Source organism: Shewanella sp. Isolate11 (assembly GCF_022398315.1).
Taxonomy (GTDB): Bacteria; Pseudomonadota; Gammaproteobacteria; order Enterobacterales; family Shewanellaceae; genus Shewanella.
In genome coordinates, this window is sequence record NZ_JAKEVF010000003.1 from 24,455 (window position 1) to 49,803 (window position 25,349).

Annotated in this window: 25 protein-coding genes; all 25 read right to left on the reverse strand. The window is 47.0% G+C overall.

Annotated features, from left to right (window positions below; all coding sequences use genetic code 11):
• Positions 1–6: 6 nt before the first annotated feature.
• Complete coding sequence (locus L1D21_RS09220; protein ID WP_239844966.1) at positions 7–972, reverse strand: chemotaxis protein CheW; 966 nt, start codon at positions 970–972, stop codon at positions 7–9.
• On the reverse strand, positions 956–1,747 hold the full coding sequence (locus L1D21_RS09225; protein WP_239844967.1) for a ParA family protein: 792 nt from the start codon (positions 1,745–1,747) through the stop codon (positions 956–958). The genes L1D21_RS09220 and L1D21_RS09225 overlap by 17 nt, the downstream gene beginning before the upstream one ends.
• 29 nt (positions 1,748–1,776) lie before the next feature.
• Positions 1,777–2,289, reverse strand: a complete 513-nt coding sequence (locus L1D21_RS09230) for a membrane anchored protein in chemotaxis locus (protein WP_239844968.1) — start codon at positions 2,287–2,289, stop codon at positions 1,777–1,779.
• Complete coding sequence (locus L1D21_RS09235; RefSeq protein ID WP_239844969.1) at positions 2,282–3,373, reverse strand: chemotaxis response regulator protein-glutamate methylesterase; 1,092 nt, start codon at positions 3,371–3,373, stop codon at positions 2,282–2,284. Before L1D21_RS09235 ends, L1D21_RS09230 begins: the two co-directional genes overlap by 8 nt.
• Before the next feature lie 84 nt (positions 3,374–3,457).
• On the reverse strand, positions 3,458–5,716 hold the full coding sequence (locus L1D21_RS09240; RefSeq protein ID WP_239844970.1) for a chemotaxis protein CheA: 2,259 nt from the start codon (positions 5,714–5,716) through the stop codon (positions 3,458–3,460).
• Between the two features lie 15 nt (positions 5,717–5,731).
• Entirely contained in the window at positions 5,732–6,469 is a 738-nt protein-coding gene (locus L1D21_RS09245) for a protein phosphatase CheZ (protein WP_239844971.1), read from the reverse strand.
• 15 nt (positions 6,470–6,484) lie between these two features.
• On the reverse strand, positions 6,485–6,868 hold the full coding sequence (gene cheY / locus L1D21_RS09250) for a chemotaxis response regulator CheY (protein WP_239844972.1): 384 nt from the start codon (positions 6,866–6,868) through the stop codon (positions 6,485–6,487).
• A 42-nt stretch (positions 6,869–6,910) separates the two neighbouring features.
• Positions 6,911–7,630: an RNA polymerase sigma factor FliA gene (locus L1D21_RS09255; protein ID WP_239844973.1), complete on the reverse strand. Its 720-nt coding sequence runs from the start codon at positions 7,628–7,630 to the stop codon at positions 6,911–6,913.
• Positions 7,623–8,504, reverse strand: a complete 882-nt coding sequence (locus tag L1D21_RS09260; RefSeq protein ID WP_275658973.1) for a MinD/ParA family protein — start codon at positions 8,502–8,504, stop codon at positions 7,623–7,625. Before L1D21_RS09260 ends, L1D21_RS09255 begins: the two co-directional genes overlap by 8 nt.
• A 4-nt stretch (positions 8,505–8,508) precedes the next feature.
• The gene (flhF, locus tag L1D21_RS09265) at positions 8,509–9,888 is read right to left on the reverse strand and encodes a flagellar biosynthesis protein FlhF (protein WP_239844974.1); all 1,380 of its coding nucleotides are present in this window, start codon (positions 9,886–9,888) and stop codon (positions 8,509–8,511) included.
• An 11-nt stretch (positions 9,889–9,899) separates the two neighbouring features.
• A complete protein-coding gene (gene flhA / locus L1D21_RS09270) occupies positions 9,900–12,005 on the reverse strand; it encodes a flagellar biosynthesis protein FlhA (RefSeq protein WP_239844975.1) in 2,106 nt (701 codons plus the stop codon).
• Between the two features lie 94 nt (positions 12,006–12,099).
• Positions 12,100–13,233 carry a flagellar biosynthesis protein FlhB gene (flhB, locus tag L1D21_RS09275; protein WP_239844976.1) on the reverse strand — a complete coding sequence of 378 codons (1,134 nt, stop codon included), beginning with the start codon at positions 13,231–13,233 and terminating at the stop codon, positions 12,100–12,102.
• Positions 13,233–14,030, reverse strand: coding sequence for a flagellar biosynthetic protein FliR (gene fliR, locus L1D21_RS09280; RefSeq protein ID WP_239844977.1), 798 nt, complete (start codon positions 14,028–14,030; stop codon positions 13,233–13,235). The genes flhB and fliR overlap by 1 nt, the downstream gene beginning before the upstream one ends.
• An 85-nt stretch (positions 14,031–14,115) precedes the next feature.
• Positions 14,116–14,385, reverse strand: a complete 270-nt coding sequence (gene fliQ, locus L1D21_RS09285) for a flagellar biosynthesis protein FliQ (protein ID WP_239844978.1) — start codon at positions 14,383–14,385, stop codon at positions 14,116–14,118.
• Positions 14,386–14,390: 5 nt separating this feature from the next.
• Positions 14,391–15,137, reverse strand: coding sequence for a flagellar type III secretion system pore protein FliP (fliP, locus tag L1D21_RS09290; protein WP_239844979.1), 747 nt, complete (start codon positions 15,135–15,137; stop codon positions 14,391–14,393).
• Positions 15,134–15,535, reverse strand: coding sequence for a flagellar biosynthetic protein FliO (fliO, locus tag L1D21_RS09295; protein ID WP_239845285.1), 402 nt, complete (start codon positions 15,533–15,535; stop codon positions 15,134–15,136). The genes fliP and fliO overlap by 4 nt, the downstream gene beginning before the upstream one ends.
• A 37-nt stretch (positions 15,536–15,572) precedes the next feature.
• Positions 15,573–15,956 carry a flagellar motor switch protein FliN gene (gene fliN / locus L1D21_RS09300; RefSeq protein ID WP_239844980.1) on the reverse strand — a complete coding sequence of 128 codons (384 nt, stop codon included), beginning with the start codon at positions 15,954–15,956 and terminating at the stop codon, positions 15,573–15,575.
• Positions 15,957–15,982: 26 nt separating this feature from the next.
• Complete coding sequence (fliM, locus tag L1D21_RS09305) at positions 15,983–17,011, reverse strand: flagellar motor switch protein FliM (RefSeq protein ID WP_239844981.1); 1,029 nt, start codon at positions 17,009–17,011, stop codon at positions 15,983–15,985.
• Positions 17,012–17,050: 39 nt separating this feature from the next.
• The gene (gene fliL / locus L1D21_RS09310; protein WP_239844982.1) at positions 17,051–17,575 is read right to left on the reverse strand and encodes a flagellar basal body-associated protein FliL; all 525 of its coding nucleotides are present in this window, start codon (positions 17,573–17,575) and stop codon (positions 17,051–17,053) included.
• Positions 17,576–17,702: 127 nt separating this feature from the next.
• Entirely contained in the window at positions 17,703–19,487 is a 1,785-nt protein-coding gene (locus L1D21_RS09315) for a flagellar hook-length control protein FliK (protein WP_239844983.1), read from the reverse strand.
• 249 nt (positions 19,488–19,736) lie between these two features.
• Positions 19,737–20,177 (reverse strand): flagellar export protein FliJ, encoded by a 441-nt coding sequence (gene fliJ / locus L1D21_RS09320; RefSeq protein WP_239844984.1) that lies wholly within the window; start codon positions 20,175–20,177, stop codon positions 19,737–19,739.
• Positions 20,178–20,257: 80 nt separating this feature from the next.
• Complete coding sequence (fliI, locus tag L1D21_RS09325) at positions 20,258–21,598, reverse strand: flagellar protein export ATPase FliI (RefSeq protein ID WP_239844985.1); 1,341 nt, start codon at positions 21,596–21,598, stop codon at positions 20,258–20,260.
• Complete coding sequence (gene fliH / locus L1D21_RS09330; protein WP_239844986.1) at positions 21,567–22,589, reverse strand: flagellar assembly protein FliH; 1,023 nt, start codon at positions 22,587–22,589, stop codon at positions 21,567–21,569. Before fliH ends, fliI begins: the two co-directional genes overlap by 32 nt.
• Positions 22,589–23,638 (reverse strand): flagellar motor switch protein FliG, encoded by a 1,050-nt coding sequence (gene fliG / locus L1D21_RS09335; RefSeq protein ID WP_239844987.1) that lies wholly within the window; start codon positions 23,636–23,638, stop codon positions 22,589–22,591. Before fliG ends, fliH begins: the two co-directional genes overlap by 1 nt.
• On the reverse strand, positions 23,631–25,325 hold the full coding sequence (fliF, locus tag L1D21_RS09340) for a flagellar basal-body MS-ring/collar protein FliF (RefSeq protein ID WP_239845286.1): 1,695 nt from the start codon (positions 25,323–25,325) through the stop codon (positions 23,631–23,633). The genes fliG and fliF overlap by 8 nt, the downstream gene beginning before the upstream one ends.
• Between the last annotated feature and the right edge of the window lie 24 nt (positions 25,326–25,349).

Sequence of the window (25,349 nt, forward strand, 5' to 3'; positions counted from 1 at the left end):
ACAACCTCACTCAATAGAGTCCTGACAACCCAAGCCCAAATTTAATAGTTCGATTAATGCTTGCACATGGATTATGCCGCACATCTGTTGTTTTACCATTCCAGCCAGCCACGGACGCTTACCCGCTTTAGCACGCCAGTTAACTTCTGATTTTACAATTTTCACCGTATTCACTAAGGATTCGCAAGCCAATCCCCAATTACTGCCTTCTAGCATTACAATATATTGATAATCAATAGATTGTTTTAAATTATCATCATACTTTTCAGGCATAACCCAAGCACAGGTATCCACAATATTGAGTTGCGCATCTCTGTGAGTCTGCACCCCATGAAACCAAGCGGGTCGTCCCATGATGTGATTCACTCGTCCCACTTGAACTATGCCGCCCAAGCTAACTAAAGGCACCGCCAGCGTCAGGCCCGCCACCTTAAAAAACAGTACTTGAAACTCATCTTCAAGTTCGTCAACCAGATCACGGGTTACCGCCAATGGCGCGGGTTCGACCTGTAGAGCGGGTTCTACCGCATCAGTTATTCGAGTTAATGACTTATCACCTGAGTCTCTATCTATTGCATCGGCCGCAAAAGCAAAAGGTTGAGAGTCAAGTTCAACCATTTTTATTTCATTTACAGCATCAAGGACTTGGTCAGCATTTAGGGTTTGCTCAGTATCTGCAATAGGCTGAGCGATCTGTTTAATTACACTATCTTCAGCTTCACTCTGCTCCACCTTAGCCAGTGGCGCTAACAATTGCTCAAGGGCCCTTTTATCCAGTCGGGGCTGGCTACGCTTAAGCTCAGAGTTTCGAACCTCACCTTGCTCCTCACCCGCTTCCATAAAAGGTTTTGATTGGACGACTACCTCTGCTGGAGATGATAATTGCTGTTGCACTTGATGAGCCTCATCAGAGGCATCATTAAGCAGCTCGGCAAAATAATCATAAATCGCATCATCAACTGAGTTTGGCATGAGCAAACTCCTTGGTGAGTAGATAATCTAATAAGCGATCATAAGCCTTACCACCTCGGGTAAAACCGGCAAAATGAGTGATCGGCAGATGAGCTAAACTGGCATCTCTGAACTTGGTATCGACGGGAATCACGTCTGGCCACAATCTGTTGGCATAATCTTGTGAAAGCTGGGTTAACGCCGCAGGTGAAGCCTTAGTACGCTTATCGAACATCGTCGGCACTATGGTATAGCTGTAATTAATTTTCTTGGAGCGCCCCATCATCAGCATGGTTTTTACCATTCTATCTAGGCCTTTAATCGCCAAAAACTCAGTTTGAACTGGCACAATAATATGCTGGCTAGCAGCCAAGGAATTGACCATCAGCACGCCAAGTACAGGTGGACAATCAATTAACACCACATCATATTCAGCTTCGACAAAGGCCAGCAGCTTTTTTAAGATCAGTCCCATGCCCTCTTTATGCACCAAAGTGCGGTCGAGAGTTGCCAGCGCCATAGTGGCTGGTAGTAGATCGATTTCGCTAATTCTAGTGGGCACAATATGCGCCATCACTCGTTGGCGAGTCAGAGACTGGTGTTGCATAAACAGATCGTACAACGAGCCTGGCACCTGCTCAGAATCGATACCAAGATAATAGCCCAGCGATGCATGCGGATCGGTATCGACCATTAATACACGCTTGCCTTGTTTAGCTAAAGAACCTGCCAAGCTTACAACCGTCGTAGTTTTACCTACGCCGCCTTTTTGGTTCGCCACGGTCCAGATCTTCAACAATGTCCCCTTAGAAATGCCATCGCTGTTTAACTTTCATCCCGAGTGGTGATTCTTATTCCGCCGCCTGGCAGCTTGATCAATTTCACCCCATCCTTGTCTTCGGACACTGTCACTGGAGCAGATATTTTATCGGCCTGATTCTTTGCTAGCGCCATGTTACTGCTCGTCAGCGACGATTGCTCAGTCGCTAACGCTTGGGTATTACGTAATTGTACTTTCTGAGTCGCAGCCGTGACTTCTACCCGAGTGTGCTGTCCAGGCCGAACTTGTTCTAACATAGCTTCGGTAAAGGTGGGATTTTTCTCCATCCATTGCGCTAATGACTCTGCCTGCTCGGTGGGCACCATCAATAATACTTGGCTATTTTCAAGCTTTTCGACTTTGGCTTGCAGCAAACTATGTTTATGCCTGAGTTCTAAATAAAGCGCACCGATAGAGCTCGCTGAAATAAACGATAAAAACAACATCAACAAGAGCAATGTATTACTCCCGTTACTGCGCTTATCTATATTTAACTCAGCCCTATCCTGTTTAGCCACGTCCGCTCTCTCTAATAATCGCTTCAGCCATGTCATCTAATGGAATGGAATAACTCGATAAGCCCGCATTGGCGACGGCTTGTGGCATGCCATACACCACACAGCTGGCTTCATCTTGCGCCCAAATCGTTGCTCCAGCAGCCTTTAGCATGCGAGCCCCTTCTCGCCCATCTGCGCCCATTCCGGTTAACACCACGGCAAGGGCATCACCACCCACCAGCTTAGATGCCGAAGCAAAGGTAATATCTACGCAGGGCTTATAATTCATATCGGCATTACCCGCGAGAACCTTAATCCGTCCATGAGTACCGCCTCGCTCAAGCATCATCTGCATGCCACCCGGCGCCAGATAAGCACAGCCAGCACGTAAAGATTCTCCATTTTGTGCCTCTTTGACTTCGATAGCACACAGGCCATTCAAGCGAGTAGCAAATGCGGGAGTAAAAGCCGCAGGCATATGCTGAATCAGTACAATAGGATGGGGATAATCCGCTGGGATCTTAGTGAGGATACGTTGCAACGCCACAGGACCACCAGTAGAGGTACCAATCAAAAGCAACTTATAACGTTTACCGCTTGCACGTTTGGGCACACTGCTGCTTGCCGTCGTGCGTTCTGGCGATGCTGCAGCTTTAACTGGTGTCGTAGTAGTCGGTTTTACTCTGGGAATTGCTGCGCGGAATAAGCGGCGACGGCCTAAAGCTTTAACCCTTTGCTGCAAAAGTAAAATAGCAGCATCTTTATTGGTTGCGATATCTTCAAAACGTTTAGGCAGGAAATCTAACGCACCAGCTTCCAGAGCTTCTAGGGTCGCTCTAGCACCATCATGAGTGAGCGAGGAAAACATCAAAATAGGCGTTGGGCATTTTGCCATGATCTCACGAACAGCCGTTATCCCGTCCATCACTGGCATTTCAATATCCATAGTGATGACTTGAGGTTTTAACTCCTGTGCTAATTTGACCGCTTCGGCACCATTGTTGGCGGTACCGATCACTTCTAAATCGGCATCGCTGGCAACAATTTCACTCACCCGTCGACGAAAAAAACTCGAATCGTCGACCACTAACACTTTTATGCCCATTCAATGTCCTATCGACAGTGGCCGCTTTGGCTTGAGCCTGCTGTAAAACAGAGATGCTCACTGTCATTCGATAATGTTGATCTGCTACTTTTTATTTTTAGCGTAATGCTTTAACAGACCCGGTACGTCCAAAATCAGTGCGATTCCACCATCGGAGGTGATGGTTGCCCCAGCCATTCCTGGCGTGCCATGTAATAAGGTCCCCAAGGGTTTGATGACCACTTCCTCTTGACCAATCAAGGCATCGACAACGAAACCAATTTGCATGGTGCCCAGCTGTACGATCACCACATGGCCTTGCTGTTTATCACCATGTTTAAAGTTAACGGTGTCACGGCATAGCCACTGCTCTAGATAAAATAGCGGCACCGCTTTTTCGCGCACGATAACAGTAAGCTGACCATCAACCACGTTGGTTTTAGTCAAATCCAGATGGAAGATTTCATTAACGCTCGACAAGGGCAAGGCAAACACTTGGCTGGCAACTTCCACCATCAAGGTCGGCATAATCGCCAATGTCAGCGGGACCTTAATCTCTAAACGAGTACCATGGCCCTTGTTGGAGTCGATATGTACTGTACCGTTGAGCTGAGTAATGCGGGTTTTAACCACATCCATACCCACGCCACGGCCGGAGATATCCGAAATCTCCACCTTGGTTGAAAATCCTGGGGCGAAGATCAGGTTATATGCTTCTTCATCAGACATTCTTGCGGCAGCGTCTTCATCGAGCACACCGCGGCTGATAGCGATTTCTTTGAGTTTGTTAGGATCCATCCCTGCACCATCATCTTCGATGGTCAGTAGAATATGATCGCCCTCTTGGCTAGCGGATAAGGTAATAGTACCGCTGCGAGTTTTGCCATTCGCCTCACGCACATCAGGCATTTCAATACCATGATCGACCGAGTTACGCACCAGATGCACCAAAGGATCGGCCAAAGCTTCAACCAGGTTTTTATCCAGATCGGTTTCTTCACCTATCATACGTAGCTCAATCTCTTTATTGAGACTGCGCGCTAAATCTCGCACCACTCGAGGGAAGCGACCAAAGACCTTTTTAATAGGCTGCATGCGGGTTTTCATTACCGCACCTTGCAAGTCAGCGGTCACCAAATCTAAATTGGCCAAGGCCTTCGACATATCTTCATCGTCGCGGGTGATCCCAAGACTCAAGAGGCGGTTACGCACCAACACCAGTTCGCCAACCATATTCATGATTTGATCCAGTCTTGCCGTATCCACACGCACGGTAGTTTCAGACTGCGGCATATTGTTGGCCGGCGCTTTGGCGGTGGTTTTTTCTTTAGCTGGCAATGCCGCTTTCGTACTGGCGACGCTTGGCTTAGGCTCTATGCTGCTTTCTGAATTGGCTTTAACGCTTGACTGTTTCGCTGTTTCTGGCTTAGCTGTCGTCTCAGGCTTAGATGTTGCCTCAGGCTTAACGTGAGACTTTACCCTTGTCTGACTCGATAACGCGCCCGGCGCTGCCCCAGAACCATGAAGTTCATCGAGTAACTTTTCAAATTCATCATCGGTGATTTCATCGGCATCGACACTGGCCGCGACTGATGTTGTTACTGATGTTGCAGCGGGTGTTGAGTTAGGCTCAGCTAGAGGCTCTTCAACTTTAGCAGGGATAGAGAATGCGCCAGCACCGTGCAATTCATCGAGTAAAGACTCAAACTCATCGTCGGTAATATCATCGCTACTTGAAACAGGCGTATTACTGGATTGATGCGTGACAGAAGGTCCCTTTCCAGCGCCATGCAATGCATCTAATAAGGCTTCAAATTCCGCTTCATCAATTTCATCGATATCTGTGCTGCCAAGGGCTGCAATATCATCTACCTTAGCAGGTGCTTCTTCAACAGGGTCAACATCAAACTGGGAGACTAAGGAAACATCGATTTCTGAGGCAAAACTGTATTCACCACCTTCTGATAGAAGTGGAGCACCAGAGCTTAATAATTTGAGGTTAGCTAACAGTTCCGGCTCAGCTGAACTTTGCGCTTGGCCAGACTGAGTCTCGGCAAACATGGCATTAACCGCATCCACCGCTTGCAAGATGATATCCATCAGCTCGGCGTTAACATGGCGCTTGCCTGTACGCAGCAAGTCGAAGGTATTTTCTGCCTCATGGCAGACATCGACCATAGGGGTCAGGCTTAAAAAGCCCGCTCCGCCTTTTACGGTATGGAAACCTCGAAAAATCGCATTCAGTAGCTCGGTATCCTCTGGATTATTTTCCAGCATCACCAACTGCTCTGAAAGCAGTTCGAGAATTTCACCTGCCTCAATTAAAAAGTCCTGCAGTATCTCTTCATCAACATCAAAAGACATGAATTTGACTCCTACTTAGAAACCTAGGCTCGATAGTAGGTCATCGACCTCATCTTGCCCTGTCACCACATCATCACGTAATTCGGCGTTAATGATTGGACCTTCAGCCGCAACACTCTTATTGGCTTTCACCGGCTTTTCAATCTCCGGCTGCTCACCGAAAACCGTCAACATAGAGACTAAGTTACTCTCAACTTCACGCACTAATTCAATGACTCGACGGATCATCTGTCCGGTTAGATCTTGGAAATCTTGGGCAAGTAAGATGCTGTTAAGTAATTCTTTTAAACGGTTGGAATCGGATTCACTACGCTCGATAAATAGCTGCACGTCATGACATAAGGTTTTAAATTCATGTAACTGAATGTCACGACGCATTAAGCGATCCCACGAAGGTTTAACCGCTTGAAGATTTGTCGTCAAGGCATCGGCGAGAGGAAGTGATTCTTCGACCGCATCCATTGTCTTGTTTGCGGCCTGTTCCGTCATATCGATAACATAGTTAAGGCGTTCTTTGGCGTCTGGGATCTCGCTATTAGCCAGCTCAACCAAACGGTCATCTACCTGAAAGTCCACAATCGCACTGTGAAGTTGACGTGTTAAGCGTCCAACCTCATCAAATAGCTCTTTTTGAATGGGACTGGCGATCTCTCTTATTATCTCATCAGCTTGGGTTTGTTCATTGGCTTCAAGCAACTCAACCAGTTGCTTTGCCTGCGCCAAACTAATCAGCCCTGAAGTCTCTGCCTGCATAGTTTTACGCCTTGATTAACCGAGTCGTTCGAAAATTTTGTCTAACTTCTCTTTCAATGTTGCTGCAGTGAAAGGTTTAACCACATAACCATTAACGCCAGCTTGTGCTGCCGCAATGATCTGCTCCCTTTTCGCTTCCGCAGTCACCATCAATACCGGAATATGTTTAAGCTCTTCATCGGCACGAATCGCTTTTAATAAGTCAATGCCTTGCATACCAGGCATATTCCAGTCAGTTACCACAAAGTCAAAGTCGCCTTTTTGTAACATAGGCAAGGCTGTTGTACCGTCATCTGCTTCCTGAGTGTTGTTAAAACCCAAGTCTCTTAACAAGTTCTTGATGATACGTCTCATTGTTGAAAAATCATCAACAACAAGAATCTTCATATTCTTGTCCAAGGTTTCCTCCGCGGAGCTATTATTATTTTGCTCTAGTAATCGTTATACAGATGTCCAATGCTTGAGTTTGGCTTTAAGTCGGAGCATCGCCTGACTAAGGATCTGGCTCACCCGTGACTCACTGACCTCAAGAATCGCACCTATCTCTTTTAAATTTAACGCTTCGTCATAATACAATGACAAAACCAAACCATCCCTTTCGGGTAATAACTTAATGGCCTCAACCAAGGCACCTTGGAACTGATCTTCGGCTAACGCGTCGAACGCATCATCCTGATGATCTTCCTCTTGTCCTATTACATCGGCCGATACGCCGAGATCTTCAATACCAATTATCTTGCCAACTGAAACGTCGTTAAGAATATGGTGATATTCGTCCAGTGAAACGGCTAATCTCTCGGCAATTTCATGGTCTTTTGCGTCTCGTCCCAACTCCTGCTCAAGTTCGTCAATCACTTGCGCCACGCGCCTTTGATTACGATGAACTGAGCGAGGCACCCAGTCACCACGGCGAATTTCATCGAGCATTGAACCGCGAATACGAATCCCTGCAAAAGTTTCAAACTTGGCCCCTTTGCTTCCATCAAACTTCGACGACGCTTCAAGCAGGCCCATCATGCCTGCCTGAATAAGGTCATCGAGTTGAACAGAAGCCGGTAAACGGGCCAATAAATGGTGAGCTATCCTTTTTACCAACGGTGCATACTGTTCAACGATAGATGTTTTATTATCTAAACAAGTATACGCTGAGGCTTTACTCACTAGGACGATCCTCTTGAATATCAGGGCGTTGTACTAAACGTTCAACAAAAAATTCTAAATGGCCGCCAGGCTGTTGCGGCACAGGCCAGCTAATAATTTTATTAGCCAGTCCGTGATAGGCAATCGACGCTGGGGATTTAGGAAAAGCTTCAACAATCAGCTTTTGTTTACGAACAGATTTACGTAGGTTTTCATCAAACGGAATGGTTGCCACTAATTCGAGTGCCACATCGAGGAAACGATCGGTCACCTTACTTAATTTGGCAAATAACTCCATGCCTTCGCGAAGGCTTCTTACCATGTTAGCCACAATCTTAAAGCGAAAAACGCCATGTTCACGGCTTAAAATCTTAATCAATGCGTAAGCATCGGTTATCGACGTTGGCTCATCACACACCACAATCAACACATCTTGTGAAGCGCGTGAGAAACTCAGTACCATGTCAGAAATACCTGCGGCGGTATCGACAATCAGTACATCAAATTGTGTGCGCATTTCGCTAAAGGCACGAATTAAACCTGCATGCTGCGCCTGATTTAACTCCACCATCGCCTGTGAACCCGATGTCGCAGGAATAATACCAATGCCTTTAGGCCCGCGAATAATCACATCGTCTAAATCGGCTTCACCTGACAATACGTGGGATAGATTACGTTCAGCTCGAATACCTAACATCACGTCAACGTTGGCCAAGCCTAAATCCGCGTCTAATACCAGTACGCGCTTGCCCTTCTCTGCTAACGAGACTGCGGTGTTGATCGATACGCTAGTTTTACCTACGCCACCTTTACCACCCGATACGGCAATAACTTTGACTTTTTCGTTATTTGGTTGATTCATCATACGTAAACCGCTTGCTTGATCCCGACTCATTATTTTACTCAAATGCATAGGCCTGCTCATGAGACCTTTCAGTGTTATTTATTGCCTGCTCTTTCTTATCTAAGACTGAAAGTGCCTGATTTGCCAATGCGAGTGTATCTGCTACTTGCATATCTTCAGGGACTCGTTGTCCATCAGTGATATAGCTCAACGGTAATCCATGTTGAATCAATACGCTGAGGGCTGGAGCTAATGCCACAGACTCATCCAGTTTAGTTAGTATTGCTCCCGATAGCGGGATTCTGGAAAATTGTCGTACCGCATCTTCAAGTACCCTTCTTTGGCTCGTTGAAGACAGTACCAGATAACTACGAATAGGTAATCTGCTATTTGCGGTTAAATTGTCTAATTGCTGAAACAATCGCAGATCTCGCTGTCCCATTCCCGCCGTATCGATTAAAACTAACTTACGATTACGGAACTGGTACAAAATTTGTTCTAATTCATTGAGATCATGAGCTTGCTTCACCGGACATCCCATTATTTTGCCATAGGTTGCCAATTGCTCATAGGCACCAATACGATAATGATCCGTGGTAATTAATGCCACTTGGTCAGCGCCATGATGTGCGGCAAATCTAGCGGCTAATTTCGCCACACTGGTGGTCTTACCCACACCTGTAGGCCCAACAAATGCGACTACGCCACCTTGGCGCACAATATCGTCACCTTGATTATCGAGCATATTAGCCAAACTTCTAGGTAACGTGCGCACTAACTCTGCAGGAGGATAGTGCTGGCTGAGACTTGAAAGCTTATTAGCGATTGTCGGTGAAAACTCCGCATCTAGTAAACGTCTTTCTAGCATGGCTCCCACCGGGTCTAGACGACTTTTTTGTTCAGTAATTAATGAAGTGACTTGATGAGTTAGTAGGTCGCGCAGTGATGACAACTCTTGTCGCATCGAGTCTATTTCACTACTTACTGAGGTATTTTTATTGTTTTTATTGGCCATTACAGCAGGTTCGATGCTTGGCTTTTTCACCGGTTCGTCATTAGCTTGTAAGCCCTTGGCCCAAGCTGGCATATCTAACTCTTCATTGCTTCTGTCTATCTGTTGATTGACTCGGCTTTGCTGACGCTCAAGCAGAGCTTGTAATGAATCTGCCGCAGGCACAGCATTGCTTTTCGTTTCAGTTTTTACTTTCGGCTGACCCAGAGACACCTTCTCTTCGGTCAAATCAAGCAAGCCAGCTAAACCATTGGGCGCAGTTGCTGCAGGCTTTTTCGGCTCGTCATAATCCACTGCCGCGACGATTTCGATACCGCCGGTGACCTTTTTATTGGACATGATCACCGCATCCACACCTAAGGTTTCTTTGACTTGAGCCAGAGCTGAACGCATATCTTTTGCTAAAAACCGTTTAATTTTCACCTAACTCACCCCTACTGGCTTTGGCCTACTGCAGACACGATGCGAATTTGTTTCTCATCTGGCACCTCTTGATAAGAGATCACCCGTAAACTTGGAATGGTATGTTTAACGAATCGAGATAGCGTCGAACGTAACATACCCGATGTCAGTAATATGGCAGGTTGTCCCACCATCTCCTGACGCTGCGATGCTTCAAGTAATGACTTTTGCATCCGTTCAGCTAGGCTAGGCTCGATATTCGGCCCTTCTCCACCTGTTGCTTGCATTGATTGATGCAACATCTGTTCCAACTCTGGCGCCAAAGTAATGACAGGAATTTCAAGTTCAGGACCGCTTATCTCCTGTACTATCATGCGCTTAAGAGCAATACGTACCGCAGCCGTTAATACTTCAGTGTCGTTACTCTTAGGTCCATATTCTAATAACGTCTGTACTATGGTCTTAAGATCGCGAATAGACACCCCTTCGTTAAGCAGATTCTGCATCACTTTCACCACAGTGCCTAAGGACATCACATCAGGAATAAAGCCTGCCACCAGCTTAGGCGAATGTTTCTCTAGCATATCCATTAGCTGTTGCACCTCTTCGTAACCCAACAGCTTAGAAGCATTATTGGTGAGCAACTGACTTAAATGGGTCGCCACCACAGTTGACGCATCAACAACTGTGTAGCCCAGTGTTTGCGCATGCTCGCGCATCTCTGGGGCGATCCACACCGCTTCTAATCCAAAGGCAGGATCTGTGGTTTCAATACCATCGAGCTTGCCGTAAACCTGACCCGGATTAATTGCTAATTCACAATCATGACGGATTTCAGCTTCGCCGGATGCGACCCCCATTAACGAAATGCGATAACTGTTTGGTGACAGATCTAAATTGTCACGAATATGTACTGCAGGTACTAAGAAACCAAGTTCTTGAGAGAGTTTCTTACGCACGCCTTTGATTCGTCCGAGCAACTCACCACCTTGACCTTTATCGACCAAAGGAATCAAGCGGTAACCCACTTCCAGACCGATAGTATCCACATGCTGAACATCATCCCAGCTTAACTCTTTTGGCTTAGCATCTTCGGTAGTCACCGGAGAGTTTGCCGCGGCTTCCAAGGCTCGCTGACGACCAATCTCTTTCTTACGCTTGATATAATAGGCGCCAGCCGCGGTGATGAGCCCAAAGCTTAAAAAAGCAAAGTGAGGCATCCCAGGCACAATGCCCATGATCAACAGTACCGCAGCTGCAATCGATAATGACTTAGGACTGTCGAACATCTGCGACATCACCATCTGCCCCATGTCGCCAGATTCATTCTGGCGGGTCACCATCAAGGCGGCAGCAATAGAAAGTAGTAGGCCGGGAATTTGCGCAACTAGGCCATCCCCTATGGTCAACAAAGTGTAGATTTCAACCGCCGATGAGAAACTTAAACCATGTTGCACCATACCGATGACAAAGCCGCCTAAGATATTGATAACTAAGATCATGATACCGGCAATGGCGTCACCTTTTACAAACTTAGATGCACCATCCATCGCGCCATAAAAATCAGCTTCTTTAGTCACTTCGGCGCGGCGTAAACGCGCCTGATCTTGATTAAGCACGCCAGCATTTAAGTCAGCATCAATTGCCATCTGTTTACCCGGCATCGCATCCAAAGTAAAACGTGCACTCACCTCTGAGATACGCCCCGCACCTTTGGTGACCACGGCAAAGTTAATGATAATTAAGATAAGAAACACCACTAAACCTACGGCGTAATTACCACCGATGACCACAGAACCGAAGGCTTCAATCACCTTACCGGCGGCGTCGCCACCATTGTGACCTTCAAGCAATACAATACGAGTCGAGGCAACGTTTAGCGCCAGTCTGAGCAGTGTGGCAACCAGTAACACAGTAGGAAAAGCAGCAAAGTCCAATGGGCGATCGGAATAAATTGCCACTAAGAGTACAACTAGGGCTAATGCAATATTAAAGGAGAATAAGATATCGAGCAGGAAAGCCGGCATAGGCAACACAATCATCGCCAATGCAGCTAAAACGAGTATAGGAGTACCGACCCCTTTGAAATTGGCGGGTTTGACTTGCTTAAGTTGACCCAGTGTTGCTTTAAAATCCATCAATAATAGCGCCCAAACTTTGACATCTACCTCCATTCAGCAAGAAGCAGGCCAATATAGGGATTCAGCAGGGTTTACGGATAAAAAACCAAATTTAATGTTTTAAATCATCGGGAATAGGTTGATTTAACGGAATTGGCTTGGGACGTTTTCCGCCTTTCTTCTGATATTGACGTAATTGGAATACGTAAGCTAACACCTGAGCGACAGCGGTAAATAAACCCTCCGGCACCTCTTGTTCTATCTTAGTCGTGTGATAAATGGCGCGTGCCAACGGTGGAGCCGAGACAATAGCCACATCATGTTCTCGGGCGATTTCACGAATTTTAAAGGCAACTTCATCGACCCCTTTGGCCACAACATAAGGCGCTGCGGCCTTATCGGCATCGTATTTGACCGCCACCGCATAGTGCTCTGGGTTAACCACAATGACATCGGCATTGGGCACCTCGCTCATCATACGTCGCTGCGCCATTTCACGCTGCATCTGCCTTACACGGCCCTTAACTTCTGGCTGGCCCTCGGTGTCTTTGTACTCATCTTTAACCTCTTGCTTGGTCATTCGCAGCTGTTTGTTGTGATTCCAAATCTGAAACGGCACATCAATAACCACAATAATCACGGTCGACGAACACAAGATGATAAACATCCATACCAGCAGATCTAAGGCGTTATAAACATTACTGGGAAAATGTCCGCCCGAGAGCGATAAGATATCGCTGAAATAGAAACTGAGCAGCAGGTAAGCCATGATAGCCACCACGGAAAACTTGGCGATCCCTTTCGTCAGCTCCACAATCGCCTGCACGCCAAACATGCGCTTAAAGCCGCTCATGGGGCTCATCTTGTTAGCCTTAGGCATAAAGGCTTTAACCGAGAAGGTAATGCCGCCAATGACAATATTGCCCAGAAAGGCCACCAGTGTCAGAAAACCTATCAGGCTCAAAATGGGGAACGCTAATTCTGACAGTACCACTTGCCAGACATTGAGCATGGAATTGGTATCGAAAATCGCGGCCCTGTCCATGGTAAAAAGCTTAGTCATCACCTCAACCAAAGAAGCACCTAAATCTGGACCGATAAACACAAATCCAATAGCTGCCGACATCAATACCGCCGAAGTACCAAGCTCTTTTGAACGGGCAACCTGTCCTTTTTCGCGCGCCTGTTCGCGCCTCCTGGAGGTGGCTTCTTCGGTTTTTTCCTGGCTCGACTCATTCTCAGCCATTAGAAACTCCCGTCCGCACGGCACTGTAGCTCGACAATATTACACAAGAGTAGCTGCGCCGAGCGCCATACTTCATCAAAGTGCGCCATGATAGGCGTCAAGGTTAACCACAGGATCAGCAAGCCGCTCACCATAGTGACGGGGAAACCGATAGCAAATATGTTGAGCTGCGGCGAAGCACGAGTCATCACCCCGAAAGATAAGTTAATCAACAACAGGGCGACAATGGCCGAAATCGACATGGTCAATGCCGCGCCAAACATATACCCCCCCCACTCGGCCAACATACGATAACTGGCAATCGAGATCCCTTGGGTCGACACCGGAATCGTATCGAAACTGGCAACCAACATGCGGATAAGCACCAGATGACCATCGACGGCCAAGAAAATCATCGTAGTTAATAGTAGAAAGAAGTTACCAATCACCGGAGTTTGTTGGCCAGATGCAGGGTCAACCATAGAAGCAAAGCCCAAGCTGGTCTGCATACCTATAATTTGTCCTGTTAATACAAAGCATTGCATCAACAGCAAGGTGACAAATCCCATCGCGACACCGATTAAGATCTGCTGCGCGGTAACGAACACGGCTGAGAATGAAAATAGCTCAACGTCTGTGTTGACCGGCAGTACCGGCGCAATAGCAAAAGTGATTGCCACAGCCAGTAATAAACGTACGCGAGTGGGTGTGGTGTTAGCGCCAAATACAGCCATCACCATCAACATACTGGATACCCGATACAAGGGCCACATGTACGCCGAAAGGGTCTGCATTATGGTCGACATCAGTATTTCCATGGCAGGCTCCCAACAAACTTGCCACTGCAATATTGTTCAAAAACGCCGTAGCACTGCTTTTCAATCGTGCCAGACCGGGATTTCATTAGCCGATGACCGTGGGGATCATGTTCACCATCTGCAAGAAAAACTCCATCATGGTTTGAACCAGTAAATGGCCTAAAAACATCAATGCAAATAGTGTGGTAAGTAGACGAGGTAAGAAACTTAAGGTCTGTTCGTTGATAGACGTTGCCGCTTGAAACACCGCCACCACTAATCCCACCACGAGACCAGGAACGATGATCATCGACACTATGGTCACAATCACCGACAGGGCATCACGGAAGATATCGACTAAGGCCTCGGGAGACATGGCAGCTAACTCCCAAAACTGTTGGCCAAGGTGCCCATCACCAAGCTCCAGCCATCGACCAAGACAAATAACATAATCTTAAACGGCAAGGACACAATCATAGGCGACAGCATCATCATACCCATGGCCATCAAGATACTCGCCACCACCAGATCGATAACCAAGAAAGGCACAAACAACATAAAACCAATTTGAAAGGCGGTTTTAAGTTCGCTGGTGATGAAAGAAGGAATTAACACACTCATGGGAGCTTCTTCCGGCGATTTAATATTGTCGTAGCCGGAAATATCGATAAAAGTTTGCAGATCTGTGAGTCGGGTCTGCGCCAACATAAACTGTCTTAATGGCTCTCTACCAACATCATAAGCTTGCTCTATGCCCATGCTGTCATTGATATAGGGCTGAACCGCGGTATCGTAAATTTTGTCGAAAACCGGGGCCATAATAAAGAAGCTCATAAACAGACTTAAACCGATCAATATCTGATTCGATGGCGTCTGCTGTAAACCAATGGCTTGCCGCAATATCGACAGAACCACAATAATACGGGTAAAAGAGGTCAACATGATAACCATGGCGGGCAGGAAGCTTAGCGCCGTCATCAGCAGTAAGATCTGCATGGTTACCGAATATTGTGTCGCCCCATCAGGACCCGTAGTCACGGTTACAGCAGGTAGAACACCCTCCTGAGCCCAAGCTAGATCAGGCACCAATGCGATAGCGAGAAAAGCCAAAAAAATCCGTTTGATCATAATGACGACTTATCTTCAAAGGTGGGATCTTGTTTCACTTGAGCGCTGGGCTTGACCGCTGACTTTGCTTGTCTGAGGCGTTCGGCAAAAGAGTCTTGTCCGACCGTAACCGAGTTGGCTAACTTATCGATAAGTGTCACCTGTTGGCTAGTGACGCCGAGTAAATATTGCTGGCCTTCAAGCTCCACCAAGACTAATTTTTCTTTTTGACCTAAGGGTGTAACCGACAGCGTTTTAATGACACCATGATTAGCAGGCACCAGCTTTAAGCGCTTCACCAAATAGGCCAGCACTAAAATCACCCCAATGACCAGAATCAAGCCACCCAGCATACTCGACATGGTCGCCAACGCATCGCCACTGTTTTGTGGCGTTTGTGTCGCAGTGCTGGCACCCATGGTCACGACTGAAAAAATTCCCATCAATTTAGACTCTCTATTTGAGTTTCTTAATTCGCTCGGTTTGGCTGATCACATCGGTTAAACGGATACCAAATTTATCGTTAACCACCACCACTTCACCATGGGCGATCAAGGTTCCATTAACCATCACGTCTAAGGGCTCACCAGCCACGCGATCCAGTTCAACAACAGAGCCTTGGTTAAGCTGTAACAGATTGCGAATATTGATAAAACTGCGTCCAACTTCCATCGAAATGGTAACAGGAATATCCATAATGCTATCGAGTTTAGCCGCGTCATCTTCGCTCAACGGCTTAGATTGGTCACTTAGCTCATCCAAAGCAACGGTTTGTGCCTCTTCCAATGCTTGCTCAGCCATTGCTGCAGCCCAATCATCACCGGTATCTTCTGTACTCATCATGTTTACCTTTACCACTCAATCAATTAAATATTGCCAATTTCACGTGACTTGCCTTTCTTAGTCACCAATTGTAGTTCTGTTTTTACCGTTTCAGGACGGGGTATTTTTTCTCTGATATTTAATGCTAAGTTTTCGCCAGAACGACCTAACTTACAACGATAGGTTGGCAGATCTTCCACTCGCAATACCACATGCTCAGGCATTTCGACCGGAATGATGTCTCCTGCTTTAAATCCCATCACATCTTTTAGCGACACTTTTTTCTCGACAATCGTAGCATCTAGCCCAACTTCAACATCCATAATCTCATCACGTAATGCCTGCGACCAACGCATGTCGGTATCTTGGGTATCACTCTGCACCCCAGCATCGAGTAGCTCACGTATCGGCTCTATCATCGAATAAGGCATGGTGATATGGAAATCGCCGCCACCGCCATCGACTTCAATATGGAATGAACAGACCACTACGACTTCGGTGGGGCTGACGATATTCGCCATCGCGGGGTTCACTTCAGAGTCTAAATAATCAAACTCCACATCCATGACCGGAGACCAAGCTTCTTTATAATCTTCGAAAATGATTTTCAGCAATAACTGGACGATACGGCGCTCGGTCGGCGTAAATTCACGCCCTTCAATCTTGGCGTGAAAACGTCCATCACCACCAAAGAAGTTATCGACCAAAATAAACACTAAACGTGCTTCCATGGTGATCAATGCCGTACCTTTAAGCGGACTGAAACGCACCATATTCAAGCTGGTCGGTACAAATAGCGTATGCACATATTCGCCAAACTTAAGCATCTGTACGCCATTAATTGACACTTCCGCCGCTCGGCGCATCATGTTGAACATGCTGATCCGTAGGTGGCGGGCAAAACGTTCATTAACGATTTCCAGGGTCGGCATGCGTCCACGAACAATACGATCCTGTGACGAGAAGTCGTAAGAGCGGGCTTCAAACCCGCCATCACTGACCTCTTCCTCTTCTACGTCATCGACTCCATGCAATAACGCATCAATTTCGTCTTGGCTTAATAGATCACTCACAATATCGCCCTATCCCATTAATCATGATGGCTAATACCATCATTGCATGACAAACCCGGTAAACAACACTCTCTCAACCACTTTACGTCCTGTCACGGGTTGCAAGGTGTTTTGTACATTCAATAAAGCAAGATGACGCAACTCATCTTTACCGGCTAATGAACTCAATTTCTGTACATCACCACTACTAAAAGTGGTTAACAAAGCATCTTCAATCAAGGGAATATGCTTTTTAATTAATACATCGTCTTCGGCGCCACGAACCATTAACTGCACTTTAATCTCCACTAGACGAGAACGATCTTGTCCGGGCAGGTTAAACAGAAAAGGCCGAGGCATGCCTACATAGAAGGCTTCGCGACTATCGATAACTTGAGCCGGTTGCTCAGTGGCGGTCTCTGTGCTGGCCACTTGCTCATCTGAAGCAGTAAAAACCAACAGATACACGACTATCGCAGCGATAACTAACACCAAGACGCCGCCAATTGCGGCAAAGATAATCAATCGTTTGTTATCTTTAGGCGCGGCTTTTTCTTCTAATTTTAATGAATCTTCTACAGCCATATTTCAATCCTATCCCAGTGCGATATCACTGTGATTACCCCCTCTCGCGGTCATTGTTATTACAGGCAAAAACACTACCGACGTCTCAGGGAACTCTGTTGCGTTAAATGCCCTATAGGTTACCTGCTTATGCGTAATAATCTATACCTGAACCGTAACTTGTTGCGCTATTTGAGCTTAACAAGTTCTCTTCTGCCGATATTTCATCCATATTGATGCTTGATCCATGAATTTGCTCGCCATTGCCTTGCCCATCACTCTGTTGATTGCCATGACCACCTTGGGAGACATTACTATCGGTCAGCTGCATGCCTTGGTCGGCAAGTAGTTCTCTGAGCCGAGGAATCGCTTGCTCGACCAAATCACGGGTTTGATGTTGCGCGACCTGAAATTGTACTTGAGTTTGATCGCCCTGCACTTGAATACGTACCATCATATGTCCAAGTTCTGCGGGGTCGAGACGGATCTCCGCATGCTGCACGCCTTGGCTCACCATGGTCAGTAATTGCTGGCGCATTACTGGCGAGAATTTTTGAATCATCTGCTGCATCTGCAACGCACCATCGGCATGAGATTTGATTGACAGTTGATATTGAGCCTGAGTCTCGCTGCGCTGCAATGTCAGGCTTCCCAAAGGTTGACTCGACAATTTACTTTCGCTGCGATTGAGCTGTTCCGCTGACTCTGCGCTTGATAACTCAGCATTCGATAACCCAGCATTTGATAACATCGCAACAGATAATTTGGCCTGTTTCAGATCGCTGTGCTTAATGTCTGCACTCTGTGCCGCGGCTTTATCGCTCGCAGCCATAGTATTTTCTCGCTCACTCGCTTGAGTCTTAGTCGATGTGGCGCTGTGATTCATCTCTGTCGCGGACAGTTTAGTTCCAGCCTCTGATTTAGCCTCACCCAAAATCGCTTTGCCATCGACCTTGAACTCAGCAGGGCCAACATTTGCCGCCATCATGGCAGAATTAGCGCCAGACTGCTTTTCAGACAAAGCAGTAGAGGCTAATTCCCCCGTGTTAGCGACTCTCTGCGAAGTATTGTCTGGCGCAGAATTGATAAGTTGCGCGTCTTTGGCTGCTATCAGTTGCTGCGCTTGTTCAATCACTCGAGACAGAGAAGCTGGCATGTTTGCCGCGCTACTTTGCTGCCCCCTTAGGTTATCAATTTCATTGACCAAACGATTAAGCAGCTTGGACGGCAATTGTGACAATTGTTCACTATCTAGCCCTGACACGTCCTCGACTTGTTGTCGCTGCGCTTCAGATAATTGTCCCAACATCAGTTGATTAGCCTGAACCATTTCGGCATCTACGGGCAAAGCCATTAACGCATCTGCGGCTATTTTGTCGGCAGTATCAAAGTCGGCAATCTCGTCATCGAACGCTTCATCTTCTGGGATTAGAGTTGTATCTTCCGTAGCTAGCGTCGCTAAATTTGCATCAAGCGGCAAATTTTCACCGCTTGCGGAAACGCCTTGAGCATCTAATTGCTCAAGTTTATGTTGCCCTGATAAATTGGCGGCAAGATTAATTTGCGCTAGCACATGGCTCACATCATTATTTTCACTGTTTGCTTCTGTTGCTGATGCTTCTGCAGCTGATTGCGCTGTCGATGATTCTTTGGCTGAAGACACTGGTGATGCTTGATTTTCAGCCTTGACCGCTGATGCATTGGGATTATTCGTTTCAGCATGGCTTGCGGCAGATTGAGAGGCTGAACGTTTAGTCGATACCGATTCGTTTGCCGAGGAGAGTTGTTCTAATGCCTTTGAAAAACTAGCAGTTTCTGAGCGCCTTTCTGAACTCATAATCGATGAGTTTGTGCCTAAAGCCTTAGCGTTCGCTTTAGCTTTATCACTCGCAGCCTCAGTGGACGGCAACAACACAGCATTCATTTGTGGCATAAATCCTCCAACACTCATATCAATAAAACCAGCACTAGCTATAAACCAGCGCTATATAGACTATCTGGTGAGTGTCAATAATTCGCTATCGCAACTGACATGGTCAATTCATCTGTACTTACGAGAACTACAGCAAATTAAATGCCAACTATTCATCCCTGCAATTATCCAAATGCTCAACACTGGGATACAACAGCGTTTATGGATCAAACCGAATGAAAGTAGCGCCAGATGTGGGCGAAATAGCGATCAGGATTTTCTAAAAAACTGCTGCGAAGCAAATTCGTCAATCATTTTTTGCTCCTGTTTCAAGGCAATTAATTGACGTTTATGGGCTTTTTTCTCTAACAACAACTCCACCGCTCTGCGTTTTTGCTGTTTAGCCTGCCAATGAGTTTGGCCGATTTGACGTTGCTTATCCGATTCTGAAACCGCATACAACTGCTTCTCTATCGCGTCATCTATCTGACGAATAAACTGGTGAAATTGATGATAATTACTGGCACTGATCACTTGCCCTTGTTGCTGCTCCATCTGCTTCATGTAATCGAGCCGATATTGCTGTAATGCGCTGAGCTGATCTTGGCACTTTTGATAGGTTAACTGCGCCGACCTGAGTTGCAAAGAGGCTTGCTCTTCGGCTTCTAGCGCCAATTTAAGCACCGTATCTAAGGGATCGGTTTTAGCCATAGAAAATCCCCCTTTTCATTGCCACAAGCAGATTTAAATTCAGATTCAGCATCAACAAAATGCCAATGAGAACATGCTCACTAGTCATGGCACTGGGCACTGAGTTGACCCAACATCAATGCACTACTCTCAAAGCTGACCGCATCTTTCATGGTTTGACGTAAAAAGGCGTTCATTGCTGGCTGCAAGCGAATGGCATTGTCAATTCGAGCATCGCTACCTTGAGTATAAGCACCGATGGAGATCAGATCTTTATTTTGCTGATAAAGAGAATACATCTGTTTGACCCGTCGAGTTGCCTCAAGATGAGCTTCTGATATCACCATGGGTGCAACACGACTAATGGATGCTTCCACATCAATGGCAGGATAGTGTCCCGAATCGGCTAGGCTACGAGACAAGACAATATGGCCATCTAAGATTGCCCGTGACGCATCGGCGATCGGGTCTTGCAGGTCATCACCTTCAGTTAATACGGTATAAAATGCGGTAATGGAACCTTGCCCAGCGCCACCATTTCCGGCGCGCTCAACCAACTTGGGCAACTTGGCAAACACCGAGGGCGGATAGCCTTTAGTCGCCGGAGGCTCACCTACGGCTAATGCTATTTCACGCTGGGCCTGAGCATAACGAGTCAAACTGTCCATCAGCAGCAGCACGTTATAACCCAGATCACGGAAATACTCGGCTATCCGGGTCGAGGTTTCACAAGCACGCAGACGCATCAAGGGAGAAGTATCGGCAGGAGCAGCGACCACAACCGAACGCGCACGTCCTTCTGGCCCCAAAATCTCTTCGATAAACTCTTTAACTTCTCGGCCACGCTCACCCACTAATCCCACCACGATAATGTCGGCGGTGGTGCCTCGGGTCATCATGCCAAGCAGCACACTCTTACCCACGCCAGAACCGGCAAACAGTCCCATTCGCTGACCTTTGCCGACGGTTAACATTGAATTGATGGCACGCACGCCAACGTCTAATGGCTCTGAAATAGCGCGTCTTGCAAGGGGATTGATCATCGCCGCATGACGCGAAGCTTTTTGCTCTGTATGTAAATGGCCCAGACCGTCGAGTGGCACACCATTGCCGTCCAGCACTCGACCGAGTAAACCCAAACCGACATTGAGTCCAGCTTGTTCTCCCAAAGGAGTGACTCTGGCACCGGGCATCACACCACGCAACTCTTCTATTGGCATCAAGTACAACAGGCTATCATCGAAACCAACCACTTCGGCGATGAGCTCTCCCGCCATGGTTTCTATGCTGCAAAGACTTCCCACAGGCGCACGGCAGCCGGTGGCTTCTAATGTTAATCCGACCACTCTGACTAACTGACCACTGGCCTCGGCCACGAAGGGAGCGACTTTCTGGCTATGCTGGCGAAGCTTATTGAGCAGTTGTTGATGACGGCGCTGCATGTGGCGGCTCTTCAGATGATGCTTCGGTTAAGGAGTGTTCGGGTGAGGACGGTTCGATTGAGTCATTAGTTGTCAAACTAGATGCCTGTTGGGTTTGCGACTCATGGCTTTGCTGTTGTTCTGCCAATGCTTCGACAGCAGCTTCAGCGGCTTTGGCCTCTGCAGCAATTTCTGCTAGGGCTTTTTGTTTATCTTGCAGCTTTTGCAGCTCAAGCTGTTTTTGTTGTTCGAGATGATTTTCGCTATTCACCAGATGAGTAAATACCGCATTGATACGCTTTTCTAATCCCATATCCACAGTGCTACGACTATTAGAGACAACACACTCGCCGCGTTGCAATAGCGGATCGGCTTCCATCTCCCAGCGGTTTTTTTCTAATTGCTGACTACCATAGAGTCGTTCAACTAGACATAAATCATCTGGCTGTAGGCGAACATGAACCCCTTGTTCTTTCAGTGGTAGTGCTTCAACCCCTTGACGCAACGCCGATAAAATATGTTCTGGATGAGTTTTCAGCTCGTGACCAATCACAGCTTTTGTTAAGGTCAAAGTAAGATGCAATAGCGATTGCTCGATTTCAATATCCAATAAAGATAAAGGAGAAGCTAATTGCTGCATCAGTTTTTCGAACTGCTGCACCTGTTCTGCGGCGTCGGCTAGACCCTGGGCAATCCCCTGCTCAAGTCCTTGTGCATAACCCTCTTGATGGCCTTGCTCTAATCCCTCTAAACGTCCGCTTTCCAAACCTTGTTGATGGCCTTGCTGTTGGCCTTGATCAAAGCCTTCCGCCTCCGCTTCGGCGCGGATGGTTTCAATCTCCTCTAAGGTTGGAGGCAATATGGATAAGTCTTCTTCGACAATAGCTTGCTCAACCGTGACACGGCCGAACATATTCTCCTTCGGCACTTCGTCCACAACAGTCATGTCGGGAAGATGCCAATGGTTGAAGTCACTATCTTTGGCGCTATTGGGATTCTTGGGATCAGTCATCAGAGAAACTCTTCACCAGCGCCGCCACCAAGGATGATTTCACCAGCGTCACTTAAACGACGAGCAATCGACAGGATCTCTTTTTGTGCCAGCTCGACTTCACTGATCCGAATAGGGCCCATGGCCTCTAGATCGTCACGAAGCAATTCTGCCGCTCGCTTCGACATGTTGCCAAGAATTTTATCTTTAAGCTGTTCATCTGCGCCCTTAAGGGCTTTCATCAACACATCTTGCTGAACTTCACGCAACAAGGTTTGCATGCCAATGTCATCAACATCCACAAGGTTTTCAAATACAAACATCAAGTCTTGGATCTGCTGCGCCATCTCTTCATCGGCATCGCGCAAGGTTTCCATTAACTGACTTTCCACCCCAGTATCTAAGTAATTCATGATGTTGGCTGCCGCTTTTAAGCCTCCCATTTTGGCGGCTTGGGCACTGCCTTGGCCAGCAAACTGCTTCTCCATAATATCGTTTAGCTCTTGCAGTGCTGCCGGTTGCACCTCTTCGAGATTGGCAATACGCATCATTAAATCTAAACGAGTATTTTCTGGTGCCTGAGCGAATATCTCTGCAGCCTGATCTGGCTCAAGATAGGATAAAACGATGGTCTGGATCTGCGGATGCTCATTTTGAATAATCGTCGCGACTTGTCTAGCATCCATCCATTTGAGCGATTCAAGACCTTTTGCACCGCCGCCCATAATGATCTGTTCAATAAGGTTACCCGCCTTATCTTCACCTAACGCAGCGGTTAATGCTTTGCGGACAAACTCTTCGCTATTAAAGCCAATTGATGAGTATTTTTGCACCTCTTCGAGGAACAACTTGTGTACACCTATCACCTTGCTCTGACCGAAATCTTTCATTGCCGCCATAGCCATACCCACCTTTTGCACTTGTTTAGGCTCGAGGTGTTTTAAAATTGAGGCGGCATCGGCTTCGCTCAAACTAAGCAGTAAAATAGCGGTTTTCTCAATCCCGGTAAGACCATCTACCTTAAACTCGTTGGCTACGCCTGCGGCTACAACATCTTTATCATTACTCATTTTCTTGTAACCAACCTTTGACAACTTGGGTAGACAACTCTGGCTCATTGGCGACCAGCGCACGAATGGCTTTGATCATATCATCATCTTTATGTAAATCTGGGATCAAAATAGAGCCGTCATCATTATAACTGTATTCAGAATCTGGGCGATTAAGCATGCCTAATGTATCGGCTGCAAACTGATCTTCAATTTCTGCTAGCTCACCACCTAATGAAGGTTCATCTGGCATGGAATGCGCATCAGGGTATATCAGGCGTTTGAGCATTGGCCGAACGACGAACAGAATTAATGCCAAGATAATCACGCCGCCCATCACTAACTTAATTGCCCGCCAGAACCAAGGTTCTTGCCACATCTCCAGTGCTGGAGCGTCTTCGACTAGTTGATCCATGAAAGGCACTGTCACCACTTCAATCATGTCACCGCGCTGGCTATTAAAACCCACAGCGCCTTCGAGTAAGCGGCGAATATTGGCCAACTCTTGCTCGGTACGAGCGACGCGAGACACTTGACCATCTGCGGCCGCCGCACCCGACTTAAAGTCGACAGCAACCGAGACACTGACACGACGCACCACTCCAATTTGCTGGCGAGTATGGCTGATGGTGGTATCGAGTTCGTAATTGCGGGTCGCTTCTTTATGGCTTGAACCTGGCGACACCGATGCGGTTTTCTCATCAATCGCATTTTGTGGAATATTTGACTCCATCGGCGGCTGATTGCTCAGTGCTCCAGGGATCCCGCCAGTTGAGCTACCTGTCGAATTATTTTCAACGGTCATTTCACTACGAACCGCGGGTAAATCTGGGTTATAACGCTTTGCTGTTTGCTCTACTGCAGTAAAGTCCATGTTGACATCGACCTGAGCGGTAAAGTTTTCAGGCCCAAGAATGGGCATCAAGATAGATTCAACCTTATTGCGGTATTCAGCTTCTTTCTGTTGCACTAATTCCAGCTCACGGCGGGCACGTGCTGAGGTGCCATCTTGGCTACCCGAGTTCAACAAACGGCCGTTGGAGTCTGTGACTGTCACACGGGTCGGCTCTAATCCATGTACCGCCGAAGCAACAATATCAACAATTGAATCAATTTCTTCCTGACCTAAACCAATACGACGAGTGCTAACGACCACAGTAGCACTCGGCTTAGAGCGGTCACGGGCAAACACGTTTTCTTTTGGAATGGCTAAAATCACTTTAGCGCGACTGACACTTTTTAACTCTTCGATAGTGCGAGCAAGATTTTGCTCTTGGCTATGTTTAAGGCGCGCCTGTTCCATCCGCTGACTAACGCCAAAACCACTGTCTTTTGATAGATAATCATTGCGCGCAGCACTATGATCTAACCCGGCACGACTCAGCATCATTTTAACTTGCTGATATTGATCTTCTGGTACCTTGAGCACATCAACATCGATTTGATATTGGATTTTATTTTTATCAAGTACGTCGAGCACTTGCACCATCTCTTGCGTATCCATTTTACCCAATGGACGATATTCTGGCTCTTGTGCCCATAGCATCACAAAAACCGCTAAGGCGAGACAGATGGCCAAAGCTAATATCATAGTGACCTGACGTAACATTTCGACGTTACCAAAACCGCCACCGCTAGGCTTACGCTCTTCTTGGATACCACCGGAAAGTGCATCACCCGCTGTCGCCGAGTTACTTCCCACAACCATATCTGTGCTCACTTTAGATACCTA